General features: G+C 52.2%; 18 protein-coding genes and 1 tRNA gene. 9 read left to right on the top strand and 10 right to left on the bottom strand.

What is annotated here, in order from left to right:
- Window positions 1-18: 18 nt before the first annotated feature.
- Window positions 19-915, bottom strand: coding sequence for a LysR family transcriptional regulator (locus A7983_RS11055; RefSeq protein ID WP_005971317.1), 897 nt, complete (start codon window positions 913-915; stop codon window positions 19-21).
- A 112-nt stretch (window positions 916-1027) separates the two neighbouring features.
- Here A7983_RS11055 and A7983_RS11050 point away from each other — a divergent pair, with 112 nt between their 5' ends.
- Both A7983_RS11050 and zur read left to right on the top strand, forming a co-directional pair.
- Window positions 1028-1726, top strand: coding sequence for a pirin family protein (locus A7983_RS11050; protein ID WP_005971315.1), 699 nt, complete (start codon window positions 1028-1030; stop codon window positions 1724-1726).
- A gap of 106 nt (window positions 1727-1832) precedes the next feature.
- Window positions 1833-2342 carry a zinc uptake transcriptional repressor Zur gene (zur, locus tag A7983_RS11045; RefSeq protein WP_033070876.1) on the top strand — a complete coding sequence of 170 codons (510 nt, stop codon included), beginning with the start codon at window positions 1833-1835 and terminating at the stop codon, window positions 2340-2342.
- Window positions 2343-2371: 29 nt separating this feature from the next.
- Here the strand turns inward: zur and lexA are convergent, their stop codons facing one another.
- Both lexA and A7983_RS11035 read right to left on the bottom strand, forming a co-directional pair.
- Window positions 2372-2980: a transcriptional repressor LexA gene (lexA, locus tag A7983_RS11040; RefSeq protein WP_005971310.1), complete on the bottom strand. Its 609-nt coding sequence runs from the start codon at window positions 2978-2980 to the stop codon at window positions 2372-2374.
- A gap of 110 nt (window positions 2981-3090) precedes the next feature.
- The gene (locus A7983_RS11035; RefSeq protein WP_005971308.1) at window positions 3091-3456 is read right to left on the bottom strand and encodes a diacylglycerol kinase; all 366 of its coding nucleotides are present in this window, start codon (window positions 3454-3456) and stop codon (window positions 3091-3093) included.
- A gap of 325 nt (window positions 3457-3781) precedes the next feature.
- Here A7983_RS11035 and plsB point away from each other — a divergent pair, with 325 nt between their 5' ends.
- A complete protein-coding gene (plsB, locus tag A7983_RS11030) occupies window positions 3782-6250 on the top strand; it encodes a glycerol-3-phosphate 1-O-acyltransferase PlsB (protein ID WP_005971304.1) in 2469 nt (822 codons plus the stop codon).
- A 141-nt stretch (window positions 6251-6391) separates the two neighbouring features.
- On the opposite strand, the gene ubiA is transcribed toward plsB, so the two are convergent.
- The 5 genes from ubiA to A7983_RS11005 form a co-directional block, all read right to left on the bottom strand.
- Window positions 6392-7255, bottom strand: a complete 864-nt coding sequence (ubiA, locus tag A7983_RS11025; RefSeq protein WP_005971302.1) for a 4-hydroxybenzoate octaprenyltransferase — start codon at window positions 7253-7255, stop codon at window positions 6392-6394.
- 12 nt (window positions 7256-7267) lie between these two features.
- A complete protein-coding gene (gene ubiC / locus A7983_RS11020; RefSeq protein ID WP_005971300.1) occupies window positions 7268-7801 on the bottom strand; it encodes a chorismate lyase in 534 nt (177 codons plus the stop codon).
- Window positions 7802-8079: 278 nt separating this feature from the next.
- A complete protein-coding gene (gene groL / locus A7983_RS11015; protein WP_005971297.1) occupies window positions 8080-9726 on the bottom strand; it encodes a chaperonin GroEL in 1647 nt (548 codons plus the stop codon).
- A gap of 45 nt (window positions 9727-9771) precedes the next feature.
- Entirely contained in the window at window positions 9772-10065 is a 294-nt protein-coding gene (locus A7983_RS11010; protein WP_005971295.1) for a co-chaperone GroES, read from the bottom strand.
- A gap of 237 nt (window positions 10066-10302) precedes the next feature.
- The gene (locus A7983_RS11005; RefSeq protein ID WP_005971291.1) at window positions 10303-10773 is read right to left on the bottom strand and encodes an FxsA family protein; all 471 of its coding nucleotides are present in this window, start codon (window positions 10771-10773) and stop codon (window positions 10303-10305) included.
- Window positions 10774-11273: 500 nt separating this feature from the next.
- On the opposite strand from A7983_RS11005, the gene aspA reads away from it, so the two are divergent.
- From aspA to A7983_RS10980, 5 genes are all read left to right on the top strand, one after another.
- Window positions 11274-12713 carry an aspartate ammonia-lyase gene (gene aspA / locus A7983_RS11000; RefSeq protein WP_005971288.1) on the top strand — a complete coding sequence of 480 codons (1440 nt, stop codon included), beginning with the start codon at window positions 11274-11276 and terminating at the stop codon, window positions 12711-12713.
- Between the two features lie 234 nt (window positions 12714-12947).
- Window positions 12948-14249, top strand: coding sequence for an anaerobic C4-dicarboxylate transporter (locus A7983_RS10995; protein ID WP_005971286.1), 1302 nt, complete (start codon window positions 12948-12950; stop codon window positions 14247-14249).
- Between the two features lie 131 nt (window positions 14250-14380).
- Entirely contained in the window at window positions 14381-14713 is a 333-nt protein-coding gene (gene cutA, locus A7983_RS10990) for a divalent cation tolerance protein CutA (RefSeq protein WP_005971284.1), read from the top strand.
- Window positions 14689-16419, top strand: coding sequence for a protein-disulfide reductase DsbD (locus tag A7983_RS10985; protein WP_005971281.1), 1731 nt, complete (start codon window positions 14689-14691; stop codon window positions 16417-16419). Before cutA ends, A7983_RS10985 begins: the two co-directional genes overlap by 25 nt.
- Before the next feature lie 42 nt (window positions 16420-16461).
- Window positions 16462-17037, top strand: a complete 576-nt coding sequence (locus tag A7983_RS10980; RefSeq protein ID WP_005971279.1) for a transcriptional regulator — start codon at window positions 16462-16464, stop codon at window positions 17035-17037.
- Here the strand turns inward: A7983_RS10980 and A7983_RS10975 are convergent.
- Both A7983_RS10975 and A7983_RS10970 read right to left on the bottom strand, forming a co-directional pair.
- Window positions 17034-17624 carry a LysE family translocator gene (locus tag A7983_RS10975; RefSeq protein ID WP_005971276.1) on the bottom strand — a complete coding sequence of 197 codons (591 nt, stop codon included), beginning with the start codon at window positions 17622-17624 and terminating at the stop codon, window positions 17034-17036. The two genes, A7983_RS10980 and A7983_RS10975, sit on opposite strands and share 4 nt — an antisense overlap.
- Window positions 17625-17659: 35 nt before the next feature.
- On the bottom strand, window positions 17660-18505 hold the full coding sequence (locus tag A7983_RS10970; RefSeq protein WP_005971274.1) for an AraC family transcriptional regulator: 846 nt from the start codon (window positions 18503-18505) through the stop codon (window positions 17660-17662).
- A 170-nt stretch (window positions 18506-18675) separates the two neighbouring features.
- Between A7983_RS10970 and A7983_RS10965 the strand changes: the two genes are divergently transcribed.
- Window positions 18676-18751: transfer RNA gene (locus tag A7983_RS10965), tRNA-Phe, on the top strand.
- Window positions 18752-18767 lie beyond the last annotated feature (16 nt).

Here is an 18767-nt window from a genome sequence, read left to right as displayed (position 1 = left end):
CGCAGGAAAGCGTGGAATTTAGGGTTGGTTCAGCAATTTGGGAATTTCGCGCAGGAACCAGGATTTCGCCTCGCCCATGCTGTCTCGTCGCCACGCCATAATAATCTGACTTTCCATCTGATGCTCTGGCCCAATCACCAGTAAACGCCCTTCGGCAATATCCTGCGCCACCATCGGATAAGGCATGGTTGCAACACCTAATCCAGCCAGCAATGCACGCCGTTTATCATCTAGCGAGCTTACCGTCAGACGCTGCTGCTTATCCAATAATTGCACCGTCAGCACCGGACGTTCACGCGCGGTATCCGCGACTGCAATTCCGCGGTATTTCACACGAGTCGCATCCGATAGCGGCTCAGGCTCCTGATGAATGGGATGCTCTGGGCTAGCGACATAAACGTTATTCATCGTGTACAGTTTGCGGGTATTCATTTCAGAAGACGCACGAAAATGCATGTCTGGCGCGATCACGATATCAGCGCGCCCTTGTTCAAGACGCTCCCACGCCCCTGCCAGTACTTCCGTCAGAATCGATACCTGCGTATTCGCTTTGAGCGCCAGTTTATCGATCAAGGGAAAAATCCGCTGAGTTGGAATCAGGGCTTCCGTCACAATCGTCAGGTGCGTTTCCCAACCGCGAGCCAGCGCTTCCGCATCCGTGGTGAGCTTATCTGCGGCTTCCAGCAAGATACGCCCGCGCTCCAACAGCATTCGTCCAACATTCGTGAATTTAGTACGATGCCCGGAACGATCGAACAACACCACATCTAACTCTTCTTCCAATTTTTGCATGGTATAGCTCAGTGCCGAAGGCACCCTACCCAGCTCGTCTGCCGCAGCGGCAAAGCTGCCACGACGATCGATCGCATCCATCACCCTCAGGGCTTCCAGCGTCAATGCTCGTTCTCTCGCCATCTTCGTACTCATTCAGGAATTTTGAACATACCGACCAGATTAACTAGCTAACAATCCAACGTCCACACAATTACTATCGGTTTAAGAAATAATTATCTGGGGGATAAAAATTATGATCACACGAAGAGCAGCGGGGCAATGCGGCCAAGCCGATTATGGCTGGTTGCAGGCACGCTATACTTTCTCTTTCGGTCACTATTTTGACCCACAGTTGCTGGGCTATGCTTCTCTTCGCGTGCTCAATCAGGAAGTACTGGCACCAGGGGCATCATTCCAGCCGCGAACCTACCCACGGGTTGATATCCTGAACATTATTCTTCAGGGCGAGGCGGAATACCGTGACAGCAACGGCGGCCATATTCAGGCTAAAGCTGGTGATGTTTTGTTGCTCGCCACTCAGCCAAACGTCAGCTACAGCGAACATAATACCAACACCAGCAAGCCGTTGACGCGTCTGCAATTATGGCTGAATGCCTGCCAGACCAGAGAGAACAGCCCATTGCAGCGCATGGGACTCAATTCATCAAGTCATACTCTGCTTGCCTCACCGGAAGGCGAGCAAGATAGCCTGCAACTGCGCCAACAGGTTTGGATCCACCATGTCGATCTCCAACCAAATGAGCAAAGCACGATAGTGCTACAGGGAAATCAGGCGTATCTCCAACTGATTCACGGTTCAATGGCGGTGAAAGGTGGCCAGCACAGTGAAGCATTACACTGCGGCGATGGAGCCTTCATCAAGGAAGAAACGACGTTGACGCTACAGGCAGACACTCCTTTGCGGGCACTGCTCATCGATCTGGTCGTGTAGTTCTTCTTTCCGTCGTCTTCGCAGGAAAACGCCACTCACTCGGCGTTTTTATTCAGTCGTGGTAAGATATCCGTCTTGTTCCTCAATGTGTCAGGGTGATATGACAATGGATTCAACCAAACAGGACAAACTTCTTGCCCAGGCTGAACAGATTTGTCAGCAGCGCGCGGTGCGTCTAACGCCACAGCGGTTGGAGGTTTTACGCCTTATGGCACAACAGGCGGGCGCTATCAGCGCGTATGACCTGCTGGATCTTCTGCGCCTCACTGAACCTCAGGCTAAACCGCCTACCGTGTACCGCGCACTGGATTTTTTGCTGGAACAAGGCTTCATTCATCGCGTTGAATCAAACAACAGCTATGTGCTGTGTCACCACATCGAAGACCACAGCCATACGTCTGCCCTTTTCATCTGCGATCGCTGCGGACAAGTCACGGAACGTCAAACCGAGGGTGTGGAAGAAACACTACGCAACTTGGCGCAGCAGTCAGGATTTACGCTGCGTCACAGCGTTGTGGAAGCACATGGGTTATGTGGAGACTGCCAGGAAGTGGCATCATGCAAGCAGCCGGATCATTGCGATCACGACCATACTGTTCCGATTAAAAAACGATAGCCCCGAGGGCTATCATTTTTTGCTAACGGTTAGCTCCAGTCGCTATTACGAATAACGCCAACCGCTAAACCTTCTATCGAAAAACTTTGCTGACGCAGGTCGACAACGATAGGGGCGAACTCTTCATTTTCAGCGAGAAGATGCACCGTATTACCCTGCTTCTTCAAGCGCTTCACTGTCACTTCATCGTCAATACGCGCCACCACAATCTGACCGTTGCGCACATCTTCTGTTTTATGTACGGCCAGCAAATCACCATCCATAATACCAATGTTTTTCATCGACATACCGCTCACTCGCAGCAAAAAATCAGCGCTGGGTTTGAACATAGCAGGGTCAACCTGATAGCGGCATTCGATATGTTCCTGTGCCAGCAGCGGTTCACCTGCGGCCACGCGCCCAACCAGAGGAATACCCGTCTCTTCTTCCATCAGTAGGCGAATACCACGAGATGCCCCCGAGACAATTTCAATCACGCCTTTACGTGCCAGCGCTTTCAGATGTTCTTCAGCCGCATTCGGAGAGCGGAACCCCAGTTGTTGGGCAATTTCCGCCCGCGTTGGCGGCATTCCGGTTTGCGCAATGTGATCGCGGATCAGGTCATAAACCTGCTGCTGCCTTGCTGTTAATACTTTCATTCCGCCCCCTGGTTGTTTATACAGTCTTGCTGTGAGTATATACAGGTAAGGCACAATTGGGAATCGAGATATAGGCAAAGCCCCTGACTTTTATTCATTTATGCGTGCCGTCAGGCAAAATGTTGCCAGAGAATGCTGCCCCACACGGCAGCGGCTAGCAAGATGGCAACAAAGACAGCCGCCGACCCGATATCTTTCGCCCGACCGGATAATTCGTGGTGCTCAAGGCCAATGCGATCGACGACAGCTTCAATGGCGCTGTTAGCCAACTCAAATAACATAATCAATACCACAGACCCGATAAGCAGCAGTTTTTCAACCAGCGTCACCGGCAGCAAACACGCGATAATAACGCCGACAATCGTCAGTATCGTTTCCTGACGGAATGCCGCCTCATGCTGCCACGCCTGCTTCAACCCCTTCAAGGAATAACCGGTCGCCTTAATAATCCGGGTCATCCCCGTTGCTTTATTCATTTATCCTCCATTTTTAGACTCTAAATAATTCGAGTTCCAGGCAGGCGGCAAGAGAGGGAATCCCGATGAGCTTACTCAAGTAAGTGATTCGGGTGACAAATCTGCCGGGAGCAGATTTGAACGCTGCTTGCAGCGGCCCTTCAGGGCGAGGCCCACGACGGGCCGAGTATTTAAACGCTGCCAACGCACATGCAACTTGAAGTATGACGAGTATACGCAAAATAGTTCGCATTTTAACGCACCTACGTTGTCTCATCACCACAGATCTCCGGCGCAGTTTCTGGTATCCTTGCGGCGCATTGCTAACAAGAGGCTCTACGTTGTTATGTCAGGTTGGCGTAAAATTTACTATAAACTATTGAATCTCCCACTGAAACTGTTGGTGAAAAGCAAAGTTATTCCTACAGATCCGGTGGTCGAGTTGAGGTTAGATCCCTCACGTCCTATACTCTATGTTCTGCCTTATAATTCCCAGGCGGATCTACTGACGCTACGCGCGAAATGCCTGGCATTGGGGTTACCCGATCCCTCGCAGTCGTTCGAATTCAATGGCGTCGAACTCCCCAGCCACGTATTTATTAATGACGGGCCGCGCGTCTTCCGCTATTACGTTCCCAAACAGAAATCTGTCAAGCTGTTCCACGACTATCTGGATCTGCACCGAGCCAATCCAGATCTAGACGTGCAGATGGTGCCGGTTTCCGTGATGTTTGGGCGCTCTCCAGGTCGAGAAGGCCATTCTCAGGCCACGCCACACCTGCGGTTACTCAACGGCATCGAAAAATTCTTTGCCGTACTGTGGCTAGGCCGTGACAGCTTTGTCCGCTTCTCCAGCCCGGTGTCGCTGCGCTATATGGCGACTGAGCATGGCACTGACAAAACCATAGCCCACAAACTGGCGCGTGTCGCGCGTATGCACTTCTCTCGCCAGCGTTTGGCGGCAGTTGGCCCACGTTTACCGGTGCGTCAGGATCTGTTTAACAAGTTACTGGATTCCAAAGCGATCAAGAAAGCCGTAGACGATGAGGCACGCAGTAAGAAGATTTCTCATGAGAAAGCGCAGCAAAATGCGATTGCGCTGATGGAAGAAATCGCCGCCGATTTCTCCTACGAAGCGGTGCGCCTGTCGGATCGCGTATTGAGCTGGACGTGGAACCGCCTTTATCAGGGGATCAACGTCCATAACGCCGAACGCGTTCGTCAACTGGCGCAGGATGGTCACGGCATTGTCTATGTGCCTTGCCACCGCAGCCATATGGATTACCTGCTGCTGTCCTACGTCCTGTACCATCAAGGCTTAGTCCCGCCGCACATCGCCGCAGGCATCAACCTTAATTTCTGGCCGGCAGGCCCGATCTTCCGCCGTCTTGGCGCGTTCTTTATTCGTCGAACCTTCAAAGGCAACAAACTCTATTCCACGATTTTCCGCGAATACCTGGGCGAGTTGTTTGCCCGTGGTTATTCCGTTGAATACTTTATGGAAGGCGGACGCTCGCGCACGGGGCGTCTTCTTGATCCCAAAACCGGTACGCTGGCCATGACCATTCAGGCCATGCTCAGAGGCGGCACGCGTCCTATCACACTGGTGCCGATTTATGTCGGTTACGAGCATGTGATGGAAGTCGGTACCTATGCGAAAGAGCTACGCGGCGCAGTGAAGGAAAAAGAAGGCTTTATGCAGATGGTGCGCGGTTTGCGCAAGCTGCGTAATTTAGGTCAGGGCTATGTGAACTTCGGTGAACCGCTCCCGCTAACAACCTATCTGAACCAGCATGTACCGCAGTGGCGTGATGCGATTGATCCCATTGAGGCACAGCGCCCAAGCTGGCTAACGCCGACGGTGCAAGATATCTCTATGGATATCATGGTGCGCATCAATAACTCTGCGGCAGCAAACGCGATGAACTTGTGCTCCACAGCGTTATTAGCATCGCGCCAGCGTTCACTGACGCGTGAGCAAATGCACGAACAGCTCGATTGCTACCTGCAACTGCTGCGTCAAACGCCTTACCACAAGGATATTACGGCTCCCAAAAAGACAGCGAATGAATTGCTGGAACACGCGCTGGGCATGAACAAATTCGAAGTGGAGAAGGACAGCATTGGCGATATCATCATTCTGCCACGCGAACAGGCAGTTCTGATGACGTATTATCGTAATAACATCCAGCATCTGTTGGTGTTACCGTCGTTGATCGCCAGCATCGTCATTCATCATCGTCGGATTACGCTTGCCGACGTTGTGCAACAAATCACGCTAATCTATCCGCTGCTGCAAGCCGAGTTGTTCCTGCATTATTCCAAAGAGCAATTACCGGACGTACTGGAAACACTAGCTAATGAACTGATTCGACAACAGTTACTGTGCAGCCGTGATGGCGAATTAGCCATCAATCCACCACGCATCCGTACACTACAACTGCTGTCTGCTGGCGTGCGTGAAACGCTACAACGTTATGCGATTACGCTGTCTTTACTGTGTGCAAATCCAGAAATCAACCGTGGAACGCTGGAGAAAGAAAGTCGGAATATGGCACAGCGTCTGTCCGTTTTACACGGTATTAATGCACCGGAGTTTTTCGATAAAGCAGTGTTCTCAACGCTGGTCGCCACGTTACGCACAGCCGGGTATATCACCGACAGTGCGGAAGCGGCGCAAGGCGATATTGTGGCAATCTACAGCATCCTTGGCGATCTGATCACTCCAGAAGTTCGGTTGACTATCGAAAGCGCCAGCTCACCCACCGAAATGGAAACAGCCAGTCAGACGGTGGAAGAAGCAAAGCAGGAATAGCCTGACCGGAGTAACGGGAAAATGGCGGATAACACGCCGCCATCAAGCCGTGGATGCGTTTAGCATAATAAACGTATCACAAAACATTCCGTCATAAAAAAGCAGCGAGAAATCGCTGCTTTTTTGTCTCTACCATCTACCTTACAGGCCGAACAGCACACCAATAAATATCGCCATACCTGCATATTTATTATTGTGGAATGCCTTAAAGCAGGCATCACGTTCACGCCCAGCAGTCAGTATTTGCTGATAGACAAACATCCCACCAGCCACCAGCAGAGAAATAGTGTAGGGGGTTCCCAGTCCGGTGATGTATCCCAAAGCCAATAACAACGCCAGCATACTAAGCTGCAATAACCCGATGATGACATTGTCAAAACGACCAAATAAGATCGCCGTGGATTTCACGCCGATCTTCAGGTCATCATCACGATCCACCATCGCATATTGCGTATCGTAAGCCACCGTCCAGCAAATATATGCCAAAAACATCATCCAGCAGGTTACCGGCAGGCTTTCACTGACTGCCGCGTAGGCCATGGGGATCGACCAACCGAATGCCGCCCCCAGCACAAACTGCGGCAGATGGCTGACCCGTTTCATAAACGGATAAATCCACGCCAGAGCCAGCCCGGCGACAGACAGCAGGATCGTCATCTTATTCAGCGTCAACACCAGACCAAATGCCAGCAAGACCAGAACCACAAACAGAACTTTGGCAGATTGCTCGCTCACCTCGCCGCTGGGCAATGGGCGAGAAGCGGTGCGTTTTACATGGCCGTCAAAATGACGGTCAGCATAATCATTGATGACGCAGCCCGCCGCACGCATAAGGAAAACGCCTGCGACAAAAACAAAGAGCGTCCACGGTGCAGGTGTTTTCCCTCCCGCCAGCCACAGTGCCCATAGTGTTGGCCACAGCAGCAACAGGGAACCTATCGGTTTATCAATTCGCATCAAGCGACAATAAGCCAGCCATTTCCCTGCTGTAACACTTCTTTCCAAGGATTTATCTCCTCAAATTACCTGCCAACCTTCATCACTGGGTGTGTAATAAACCGGTGATTCCGGTAAGAAAAGCTCAGTCAACAGTAACGGATGCCCAGAAAGACACAGGCGGGAACGCCGCGCCCATAAACCTTCGCAGCATCCGGTATGAATGTAATCACGCGTCAGCGATTTTTGCTCAAACAGATAACGACCCAACGGTTGATTGCCTATTTTCACCAAAGCCGCACCAGAACCGTCAAGTGTCTGTTGTGGGACAATCGTTCGGCCGAAAAGCCAGGGGCGATCGTCACCATACAGCACAACTTCACGCAGCCAGTAACGTTCATCAAGCGGGAGTTGATCGCGCTCTTCGCCCAACGACTGTGGCGTAATGAACCCCTCACGACAAAGCGTGACCCTCAGTTGAACGCAGTATTTTTCAAGCCGCTGCGTCATGGAACTGGTTTCCATCAGCCAGTCACCAATGTGTTCAGGCAATACCGAAGGGGGTTCAGTAAACCAGGATATGGTGCGCAGAAGCGTTGACACATCGTCAGACATTGTCCCTACTCCAGACAGGGTTGCTTATCAATAAAGCATTCGTAAATAAAGTAAGCGTCCCTATTGTAGCGCAGAATGGTTCCCTCGATAACACGCTATAAACGCATTCATCAACGATACGGCAACATTTCAGCAATGGGGCGAAATGTGTAACGCATAAAAAAAAAGCACCACCCGGTATCGCGACCGGATAGTGCTCTTTAAAGGACAGAAAGACGAGCTTCTGTAACCTGACTTCCCGCCACCGGAAAACGGCTTCCGGCGACAAGGGGGTCACATTACATCATGCCGCCCATACCACCCATACCGCCCATACCACCAGCAGCACCTAAGTCAGGCGCATCGCCTTTAGGCAGGTCGGTCACCATACATTCGGTGGTGATCATCAGACCAGCAACGGAAGCCGCGAATTGCAGCGCAGAACGGGTAACTTTGGTCGGATCCAGGATACCGAAATCGATCATGTTGCCGTATTCTTCAGTCGCTGCGTTGTAACCGTAATTACCTTCGCCAGCTTTAACAGTATTCGCAACCACAGATGGCTCTTCACCAGCGTTGGAAACGATCTGACGCAGTGGAGCTTCCATCGCGCGCAGCGCAACTTTGATACCCACATTCTGATCTTCGTTCTGAGCAGTCAGAGAAGCCAGTTTGGCCGCAACGCGAACCAGCGCCACACCACCACCAGCAACCACGCCTTCTTCTACCGCAGCGCGAGTCGCAGCCAGGGCATCTTCAACGCGTGCTTTCTTCTCTTTCATTTCAACTTCAGTTGCTGCGCCAACTTTGATAACGGCTACGCCGCCAGCCAGTTTAGCCACACGCTCTTGCAGTTTCTCTTTGTCATAATCTGAGGTTGCTTCTTCAACCTGCTGACGGATCTGAGCAACACGGCCCTGGATCGCAGCTTCTTCACCCGTACCATCGATGATGGTGGTGGTGTCTTTGTTGATAACAACGCGTTTTGCCTGACCCAGATCTTCCAGCGTCGCTTTTTCCAGCTCCAGACCGATCTCTTCAGAGATAACGGTACCGCCAGTCAGCGTAGCGATGTCTTGCAGCATTGCTTTACGACGGTCGCCGAAGCCCGGTGCTTTCACCGCAGCCACTTTCACGATACCACGCATGGTGTTAACCACCAGCGTTGCCAGCGCTTCGCCTTCAACGTCTTCAGCCACGATAACCAGCGGTTTGCCCGCTTTCGCTACGGCTTCCAGTACTGGCAGCATTTCGCGGATGTTGGAGATTTTTTTGTCAGCCAGCAAGATGAACGGGCTTTCCAGTTCTACAGCGCCAGTTTCTGGCTTGTTGATGAAGTACGGAGACAGGTAGCCACGGTCGAACTGCATACCTTCAACCACGTCCAGCTCGTCTTGCAGACCTGTACCTTCTTCAACGGTGATAACACCTTCTTTACCGACTTTGTCCATGGCTTCGGCAATCATTTTGCCTACGGTTTCGTCGGAGTTAGCAGAGATGGTACCAACCTGAGCGATAGCTTTAGAGTCAGAGCACGGTACAGACAGTGTTTTCAGCTCTTCAACAGCAGCGATAACGGCTTTATCGATACCGCGCTTCAGATCCATCGGGTTCATGCCCGCAGCAACAGCTTTCAGGCCTTCAGTGATGATAGCCTGCGCCAATACGGTTGCGGTCGTGGTGCCGTCGCCTGCTGCGTCATTCGCTTTAGAGGCAACTTCTTTCACCATCTGTGCGCCCATGTTCTCGAACTTGTCTTCCAGCTCGATTTCACGCGCAACAGATACGCCGTCTTTAGTAATGGTCGGTGCACCGAAGGATTTATCCAAAACCACGTTACGGCCTTTCGGGCCCAGGGTAACCTTCACTGCATCAGCCAGTACATTCACGCCGCGCAGCATTTTTACGCGAGCGTCATTACCGAATTTTACGTCTTTAGCTGCCATGGTGTATTTCCCTTAAATTCGTTCAGTTCAGATGATTACGCGCGATTACGCTTCAACAATTGCCAGAATGTCACTTTCAGACATGATCAACACTTCTTCGTTATCGATCTTCTCTGCTTTCACGCCATAGCCATCATTGAAAATAACGATGTCGCCTACTTTCACATCCAGCGGCTTCACTTCGCCATTTTCCAGGATACGTCCGTGACCTACGGCCAGAACTTCACCACGGGTAGATTTACCTGCAGCGGAACCAGTCAGTACGATACCGCCAGCAGATTTTGACTCGACTTCTTTGCGCTTGACGATCACGCGGTCATGCAATGGACGAATATTCATTGATAGCTCTCCTTTGAGAAAGTCCATATCGGTTTAGGATAAACGCCGACGATGTTTTCATAACGATTATGCTTTTCATAATCGGCCTTGTGGTTTTCTAAGTGGGGGCGTTTCATCGCCCTTCAAGGGAGACAATTCATTTTTTTTGCGTTAGGCAGCTATGTATTACCGATAGCAGATAAAAAATAAGGATTATCAACATGATAATCCTTAGCGGTTTTTCAGACTGTCGCGATGTTAGCGGTCATCTCGATCGTCCCGGTGTTCAATATTTCCGCGCCCGCCATCCTTACGCTGGTATTCACCTTCGAAGGTGTTCCCTCCGGAAGGCGGTGCATTAGAGCCGGAACCCCAGATGTGTAAGTGAGGCATCAGTTTAAGCGTCAGGCTTTTCTGCACGGGCGGCAGTAATAGCAACAGCCCCAGAAAGTCAGTCAGGAAGCCAGGGATCAAGAGCAGGAAACCTGCCAGCACCAGTGACACGCTTTTTACCATTTCAGCCGCAGGGCTTTCGCCTGCCGCCATTTTCTGCTGCATCTGCACCAGCGTTTTCATCCCCTGATTGCGCACCAGCGAGACGCCCAAGCAGGACGTGAAAACCACCAGCAGCAAGGTCATGGCGACACCCAGCACGTCAGCCACGTGAATAAACAGCGATATCTCGATGTAAGCTAAAAGAAAAATCAGTAATAACGGTAACCAGCGCACCCGGTTCTCCTGTGTTTTTTTACGCGTACTGTCTGTCGTTAATCAGCACATGTATTAATGAAAACGTGTTAAGCCATCGCGATTGCAAATCCAGATACGTTTTACTCCCAATGGATTAGGCAAAGTACACGCTCTGTTCTGCGATCCGGCACATCATGATTTAGTTAAATGGGTGCGCCTTTGCCTATTTTCAAGCCGCCACCTCACGATTATTGTTCTAAAATAATGACTCGTGACTACAATCACAGTTCATTTACCGTAGCGGTAGAGAACGCCAGTATAGTGATCTAAACACCTGTTTTTCGCTGTCGTAACGACATATCCTCACGGCAATGGATATCTGGTTGGTCAAACATCCCGATACTACTGCCGAGATGAGGCGGTTTATCCGTAGTCGCGCTGTTTTCCTAAGTAAGGCGTTTTCCGAAGTAAGACCATCCGAAAAACCAGTCCACAACGTCTAGTCACATCACTAGTCGCACAACAGGATAGGCACTCTCATGTCAGAAAACATCCGTATTGAAGAAGACCTGTTAGGCACCCGAGAAGTTCCCGCAGACGCGTATTATGGCGTTCACACGCTACGAGCCGTCGAAAATTTCTATATTAGTAATAATAAAATCAGTGACATTCCTGAGTTCGTGCGCGGCATGGTCATGGTGAAGAAAGCCGCTGCGCTTGCGAACAAAGAGCTGCAAACGATCCCGAAAAAAATCGCCGACATCATTATCCGCGCCTGTGATGACGTGCTGAATAACGGCAAATGCATGGATCAATTCCCGGTAGATGTCTATCAAGGGGGCGCGGGTACGTCGGTCAACATGAATACCAACGAAGTATTAGCCAATATTGGTCTGGAGCTGATGGGCCACCAGAAAGGCGAATACCAGTATCTGAACCCTAACGATCACCTGAATAAATGTCAGTCCACCAATGACGCCTACCCCACCGGATTCCGTATCGCGGTCTACGCGGCCATACTGAAATTGACCGATGCAATAGCGAAATTGAGCGAGGGCTTTGAGCGCAAAGCCAACGAATTTGAAGATGTTCTGAAAATGGGTCGAACCCAGTTACAAGATGCCGTACCGATGACGCTCGGTCAGGAATTTCATGCGTTTAACGTGCTGTTACAGGAAGAGATTAAAAACCTGCTGCGCACGGCCGAACTGCTGCTTGAAGTCAATCTGGGAGCTACCGCGATCGGTACACGCCTGAATACGCCGGACGGCTACCAGCAACTGGCGGTACAACGTCTGGCGGAAGTCAGCGGCCTGCCGTGTGTGCCAGCAGAAGATTTGATCGAAGCCACGTCAGACTGTGGCGCCTATGTCATGGTGCACAGTTCGTTGAAGCGCCTGGCCGTGAAACTATCGAAGATCTGCAATGACCTGCGTCTGCTCTCTTCCGGCCCTCGCGCTGGCCTGAATGAAATCAACCTGCCGGAGTTGCAGGCTGGCTCCTCGATCATGCCTGCCAAGGTTAACCCCGTGGTGCCGGAAGTGGTCAATCAGGTGTGCTTCAAGGTCATCGGCAACGACACCTGTGTCACCATGGCGTCGGAGGCTGGGCAATTGCAGTTAAACGTGATGGAACCGGTTATCGGTCAGGCGATGTTTGAATCGACCCACATCCTGACCAATGCCTGCTACAACCTACTAGAGAAATGCGTCAACGGCATCACCGCGAATAAGAGCGTCTGCGAAGCCTACGTCTTCAATTCTATCGGAATTGTGACATACCTGAACCCGTTTATCGGCCACCACAACGGCGATATCGTCGGCAGAATCTGTGCGGAAACGGGGAAAAGCGTGCGTGAAGTCGTACTGGAGCGTGGTCTGCTGACAGAAGCCGAACTGGATGACATTTTCTCCATCCAGAACTTGATGCATCCGGCGTACAAAGCCAAACGCTATACCGATGAAAACGAGCTTCCTTAACACCGACATTTAATTTTTCTCAGGCACGTCCGTTCACGAAGAACAGCGTGCCTTTATTTTTTGCTGCATACAGCCATAAGAATAAGTTATGGACTCTACATAATTCGAGTTTCAGGACAAAACGATAACGTTTTGAACGACGCAAAGCGTTGGCCCGCTAGAGCGAGGCCAACGCACATGCAACTTGAAGTATGACGAGTAGACCGAATTTTTTATTAATTAAGGAGCATAGTCATGCTTGGTCTTGAGTTACTCATTGTTCTGCTCGCCATCTATTTGGGAGCACGGCTAGGAGGCATCGGCATTGGTTTCGCCGGTGGTCTAGGGGTGCTGGTACTTACGCTAGGGTTTCAGATAAAGCCCGGCGTAATCCCTTTTGATGTCATTGAAATTATCATGGCCGTTATCGCCGCCATCGCTGCCATGCAGGTGGCGGGCGGAATGGATTATCTGGTCAGCCTGGCGGAAAAACTGCTACGTAAGCACCCGAAATACGTCACCTTCCTCGCGCCGCTGGTCACCTACTTCATGACGATCCTGGCGGGAACCGGACACACCGCGTTTTCCACCCTGCCCGTTATCGCCGAGGTCGCCAAAGAGCAGGGGATTCGCCCTTCTCGCCCGCTCTCCATCGCCGTTGTCGCCTCACAAATCGCGATTACCGCCTCACCAATCTCTGCGGCGGTGGTGTTTGTCGCCGGTATTCTTGAACCGCACGGGGTTAGCTATCTATTGTTGCTGGGGATCTGTATTCCTACCACGCTGGCAGCGATTATGCTGACAGCGATTGTGACTAACTTCTTGGGCAAAGAGCTAAAAGACGATCCTATTTATCAGGAACGTCTGAAAAAAGGCGAAACTACGCTGCGCGGCAATAGCCAACATGAGATCAAACCGGGGGCCAAGCTGTCCGTGGTTCTGTTTCTGATTGGCATCGTCGCGGTCGTGCTGTATGCGACGGCAATCAGCGGCACTGTCGGGCTGATTCAGAACCCGGTTCTGCCACGTAACGAAGCGATTGTGGTTTTCATGCTGACCATCGCTACGCTGATTTGTATCACCTGCAAAATCGACACCTCACGCATCCTCTCCGCCAGCACGTTTAAGTCCGGCATGAGCGCCTGTATCTGCGTGATGGGCGTGGCCTGGCTGGGTGATACTTTTGTTAAAGCGCATATTTCCGATATTCAGGACACCGCAGGCGCACTGCTGCAAAGCTACCCGTGGATGCTGGCTGTCGTGCTGTTCTTCGCTGCCACGCTGCTCTACTCTCAGGCAGCAACGGCGAAAGCACTGATGCCCGCGGCGCTTCTGCTGGGCGTCTCTCCAGTCACGGCAGTGGCGTCCTTTGCTGCCGTTTCCGCCCTGTTCGTTCTACCGACCTACCCGACCCTGCTGGCGGCGGTAGAGATGGACGACACCGGCTCAACACGCATCGGCAAGTTTGTGTTTAACCACTCCTTCCTGATCCCCGGCGTGATAGCTATTACGCTGTCGGTGCTATTTGGCTTTATCCTCGGCAGCATCCTGATCTAAAGGTTGCCCTTCGGACGGTTCCCTGCGGATCGACCTGACACGTCGATCCGTATCATTTCCTCACGCAAATAAAGCAAGGTATAGTGTGGCTCTGGTTGTCTGGGATTTGTTCATCTGACACGGAGGATATGATGTCTGACCGCCCGCTTTGCGATGCCGTCGTCATATTATGTACCGCACCTGACGACGCCTGTGCGCAACAGCTTGCCAACTCGCTACTGGAAACGCGGCTTGCCGCCTGCGTCACGCTGCTGCCCGGAGCACGTTCGCTCTACTATTGGGACGGCAAGCTCGAACAGCAATCAGAAGTACAAATGCTGATAAAAAGCGATATCTCACATCAGCAAGCGCTGCTGACTCATCTGAAACAACAACACCCTTATGATACGCCAGAGCTACTCGTCCTGCCGGTATCTGGGGGCGATAGCGATTATCTGACATGGCTCAACGCATCTTTACGCTGATTTTCCTGTTATGGACGGCTGTCGGCACATCCAATGTGGCCGCCTCTTCTTTCGGTCAGAAACTATTTGGCAACAGCACGACGTCACGGTTTCTGCCGGTCGATGGGGCTTTCGCCTTTGAGTTTCAGCAGCAGGGAAATCTGCTCAATCTGCGCTGGGACATCCATCCCGATTACTACCTGTACCGTGCACAAATCAAGATCGAAGGAAACGGTGCCACGCTTGGCAAGGTAGAATTGCCACAGGGTGAAAGCCATAACGACGAGTTTTTCGGTCAGGTCTTTATTCTGCGGGATCGGCTGGTGCTAGCGGTTCCGATTGAACAAACTGAGGGCGGTGCAACGGTCAAAGTGACCTATCAAGGCTGCGCCGATGCGGGTTTCTGCTACCCGCCGGAAACACGCATCGTTCCTCTCAGTCAGGTGCTGGCTAACTCAGTCACAGATACATTGAATACCGCATCAGGCCAGACCATACCGCCGCAGACCACGCCCATGCCGTTCTCGCCGTGGTGGGCGCTGTTGATTGGCATCGGCGTCGCCTTTACCCCCTGTGTCCTGCCGATGTACCCGCTGATTGCCAGTTTGGTGCTGGGCAGAAAAGAGCAGCTAACACCGCGCCGCACGCTGCTGCTGTCGATGACCTATGTTCAAGGTATGGCGCTAACTTACACGCTGCTCGGACTGGTTGTCGCCGCCGCCGGATTACGCTTCCAGGCGGCGCTCCAGCATCCAGCTATCCTGATTGGCCTATCGGTGATATTTGTCGCACTGGCGCTGTCCATGTTTGGTCTCTATACGCTCCAACTCCCATCATCGGTACAAACCCGGCTGACCGAGTGGAGTAACCGTCAGCAGGGTGGCTCAGTCACTGGCGTATTCTGTATGGGCGCACTGGCAGGGCTAATTTGCTCCCCCTGCACCACGGCTCCGCTTAGCGCCATCCTGCTTTACATCGCTCAAAGCGGCAACATGCTGGCGGGCGGCGGGACGCTTTATCTCTACGCTCTGGGCATGGGCTTACCACTCATTCTGGTCACGCTGTTTGGCAATAAACTGCTACCACGCAGCGGCCCGTGGATGCAGTACGTTAAGGAAGCCTTTGGCTTCATCATTCTGGCGCTGCCTGTCTTCCTGTTGGAACGTATTCTCGGTGAGACGTGGGGAATGCGGCTGTGGAGCGCACTGGGTATCGCCTTCTTCGGCTGGGCGCTCATGCTGACGCTGCGCAGCAGTAAAGGCTGGATGCGCGGCGTACAATTGCTGCTACTGGCAGGCGTAGTGATCAGCGCCAAGCCGCTGCAAGACTGGGTATTCCCCCCTACTGGCATGACGCAAACCCACGCATCGGCGCTGAACTTTGCCCCTGTCGCCAATGTTGCAGAGCTCAACAGCGCACTGGCAAAGAGCACTCAGCCTGTTATGCTCGACCTTTACGCTGACTGGTGCGTGGCCTGCAAAGAGTTTGAGAAATACACGTTCAGCGACCCGGCGGTGCAGGGCCATCTGTCGCGCATCACGCTACTACAGGCTGATGTTACCGCTAATCGCGAAGAACAGAACGCGCTGCTGAAAAAGCTACAGGTTCTAGGGTTGCCAACCATCGTGTTTTTTGACATCCAGGGGAAAGAGATCCCCGGCTCACGCGTCACTGGTTTTATGGACGCTGAACAATTTCAGGCACATTTGCAGAAATTCAGCCCATAAACGACACTTTCTATTCGATTTTGTGCTTCTGGAGGAGACCTAATGCAACGGGAAGATGTTCTTGAACATGCGCTTACTCTACTGGAGCAGCACGGATTTGCCATGACGACGCTGGATATGCTGGCGGAGAAACTAGGGGTTCCCGTAGAGGAACTGACGCCATTCTGGCCGGATCGGGAGGCGCTGCTGTATGACGGCCTACGTCATCATAGCCAGCAGGTCGATACCTGGCGGCGTCAGTTGCTATTGGACGACGAGAAAAGCATTGAGCAAAAGCTGCTGGCGCGCTATCAGGTACTGCATGAGTCGGTGAACAAACAGCGTTATCCTGGCTGCTTGTTTATCGCCGCGTGCAGCTTCTTCCCTGACATCAATCATCCTATCCACCAAATTGCAGAACAGCAGAAGCAGGCTTCTTACCGCTACACCCGCGATTTACTGGAAGAGCTGGAAACCGACGATCCCGAGATGGTAGCACAACAGATGGAACTGATTCTGGAAGGCTGCCTAAGCAACCTGCTGGTCAAGCATCAGGCCGCCAGCATCGCCACCGCCCAACGGCTGGCAGAAGATGTATTACGCTTCGCGCTGTGCCGCAAGGGTGGGGCGTTGACCTAAGCGAGCATTCCTACCCAGGCTGAAACGAACAGACACAGCGCCATCAGGCGCTGAAAGCGCACCATTGCAACGGTGGTGCGAAACACCCTGTTCACGGCCCTCCCCAGCCATGCCCAGCACACCAAACACGCGATAGAGATAATCAAGAACCACAGAGCCATTATCGATACATCCCGCAACACGCGATCCCCCGCAGGGGCGAACAGGCTGACGACGGCCAATGCCATCATCCACGTTTTCGGGTTAATCACCTGTAACAATGCCGCAGCGCGCGCCGTAAAACGGTTGTGCGATTCGCCAGAGAGATTAGCTGCTGGCGCCCTGAATAGCTGCCAGCTCATCCAGCTTAACCACAGCACACCCGCCCAGCTCATCACCTGACGTATGACTGGATACTGACGCAGCATCTCCCCCGCGCCAGCACCTGAAATCAGTACAATAGCGCTTGCTGCCACACAGGCACCGACCACCGCGGGTAGCGTGTTTCTCACACCATAGCGCTGGCTGTTGGTTAGAATCAGGATATTAGTTGGTCCCGGCGTTATCGAGGCGACAAACGCAAATAGCAGAAACGGCATCAAATTCACAGGTCACTCCTTTTTTAAGAGCCCTGACTGTGCCGCTATCTTCTGGAAACGTCTGGAAGGTTTGTGCATAACCGACGGTAATGGGCAGGCGAGATCCGGTATGCCCGCTGAAACCAGCGACCAAGATGGCTTTGATCGGAGAAACCCAAGGCCGCAGCCACATCAGCAGGCTGATCGCCATATGCCAGTAACTGCCGTGCTTTCGCCAAACGAAGTTGGATAAGCCAGGCGTGCGGAGCCAAATGAAATTCACGTTTAAAACAACGCGTCAGCGTGAAGCGATCGGTGCCCGTCTCCCGAGCAAGGTCAGACAGGCCGATATTTTCGCCCACATGTGCATAAAGATAATCGCGTGCGCGATGGGCCACGGCTGTACTTTGCAACTGCGATGGTAGCTTTTTTCGCCAGTGGCAATGCGCAGTGATCTGCAAGAGCAGATTATCCATGGCGCTCTGCTGCACAATTTTCATCTCATCGTTGTGAAGCGTGGCGAACGTATCACTAATCGAACGAACCAACTGTGGCTCACGCGTGAGTGTTTGCGCAAAATGGAGTGAGTAACTCCCGGGAGTGGACTCATGCAAGCCGTGCAGCGCATTGGTCAGCCACTGCTCATCAAGATAAAACGTCAGATAGGTAAACCCACCGTCGACTGGCGCATCACCGTCGTGAATTTCACCCGGCTCCAGCAAAAATGCGTCTCCTGGACGACTATGATATCGCTCACGGCGGCAGTGAAACTGCTGTGTACCGGAAAGTGTCACCCCCACGAGGTAGCTGTCGTGCCAATGTGGATCGTAGGCGTGCCCCTCAAAATGCGCCTTGATCGTTTCAATCCCCGTATCTGCATGCTGACGTAGCTCAAGCCAGTCGTTCGCCATATTGCTCCCCTCTTTTCGCTATCAGCATTGCCACTTCATACGCATCAATCTGGAAGATTTGTGCAAAATCGACACCCTGCCATCAGATTGCCGTAAAGTTAAGCAGTTGAACAGCTTTTCCCTAAATAGGGTTGACGATCATACGGGATTAAGGTTTAATGCGCCCCGTTGCCCGGATAGCTCAGTCGGTAGAGCAGAGGATTGAAAATCCTCGTGTCCTTGGTTCGATTCCGAGTCCGGGCACCACCTTTCCTTTTTTATG

The organism is Pectobacterium wasabiae CFBP 3304 (genome assembly GCF_001742185.1).
Taxonomy (GTDB): domain Bacteria; phylum Pseudomonadota; class Gammaproteobacteria; order Enterobacterales; family Enterobacteriaceae; genus Pectobacterium; species Pectobacterium wasabiae.
The sequence above is the reverse complement of the archived record's forward strand: the minus strand, read 5'-3'. Positions and strand labels throughout refer to the sequence as shown.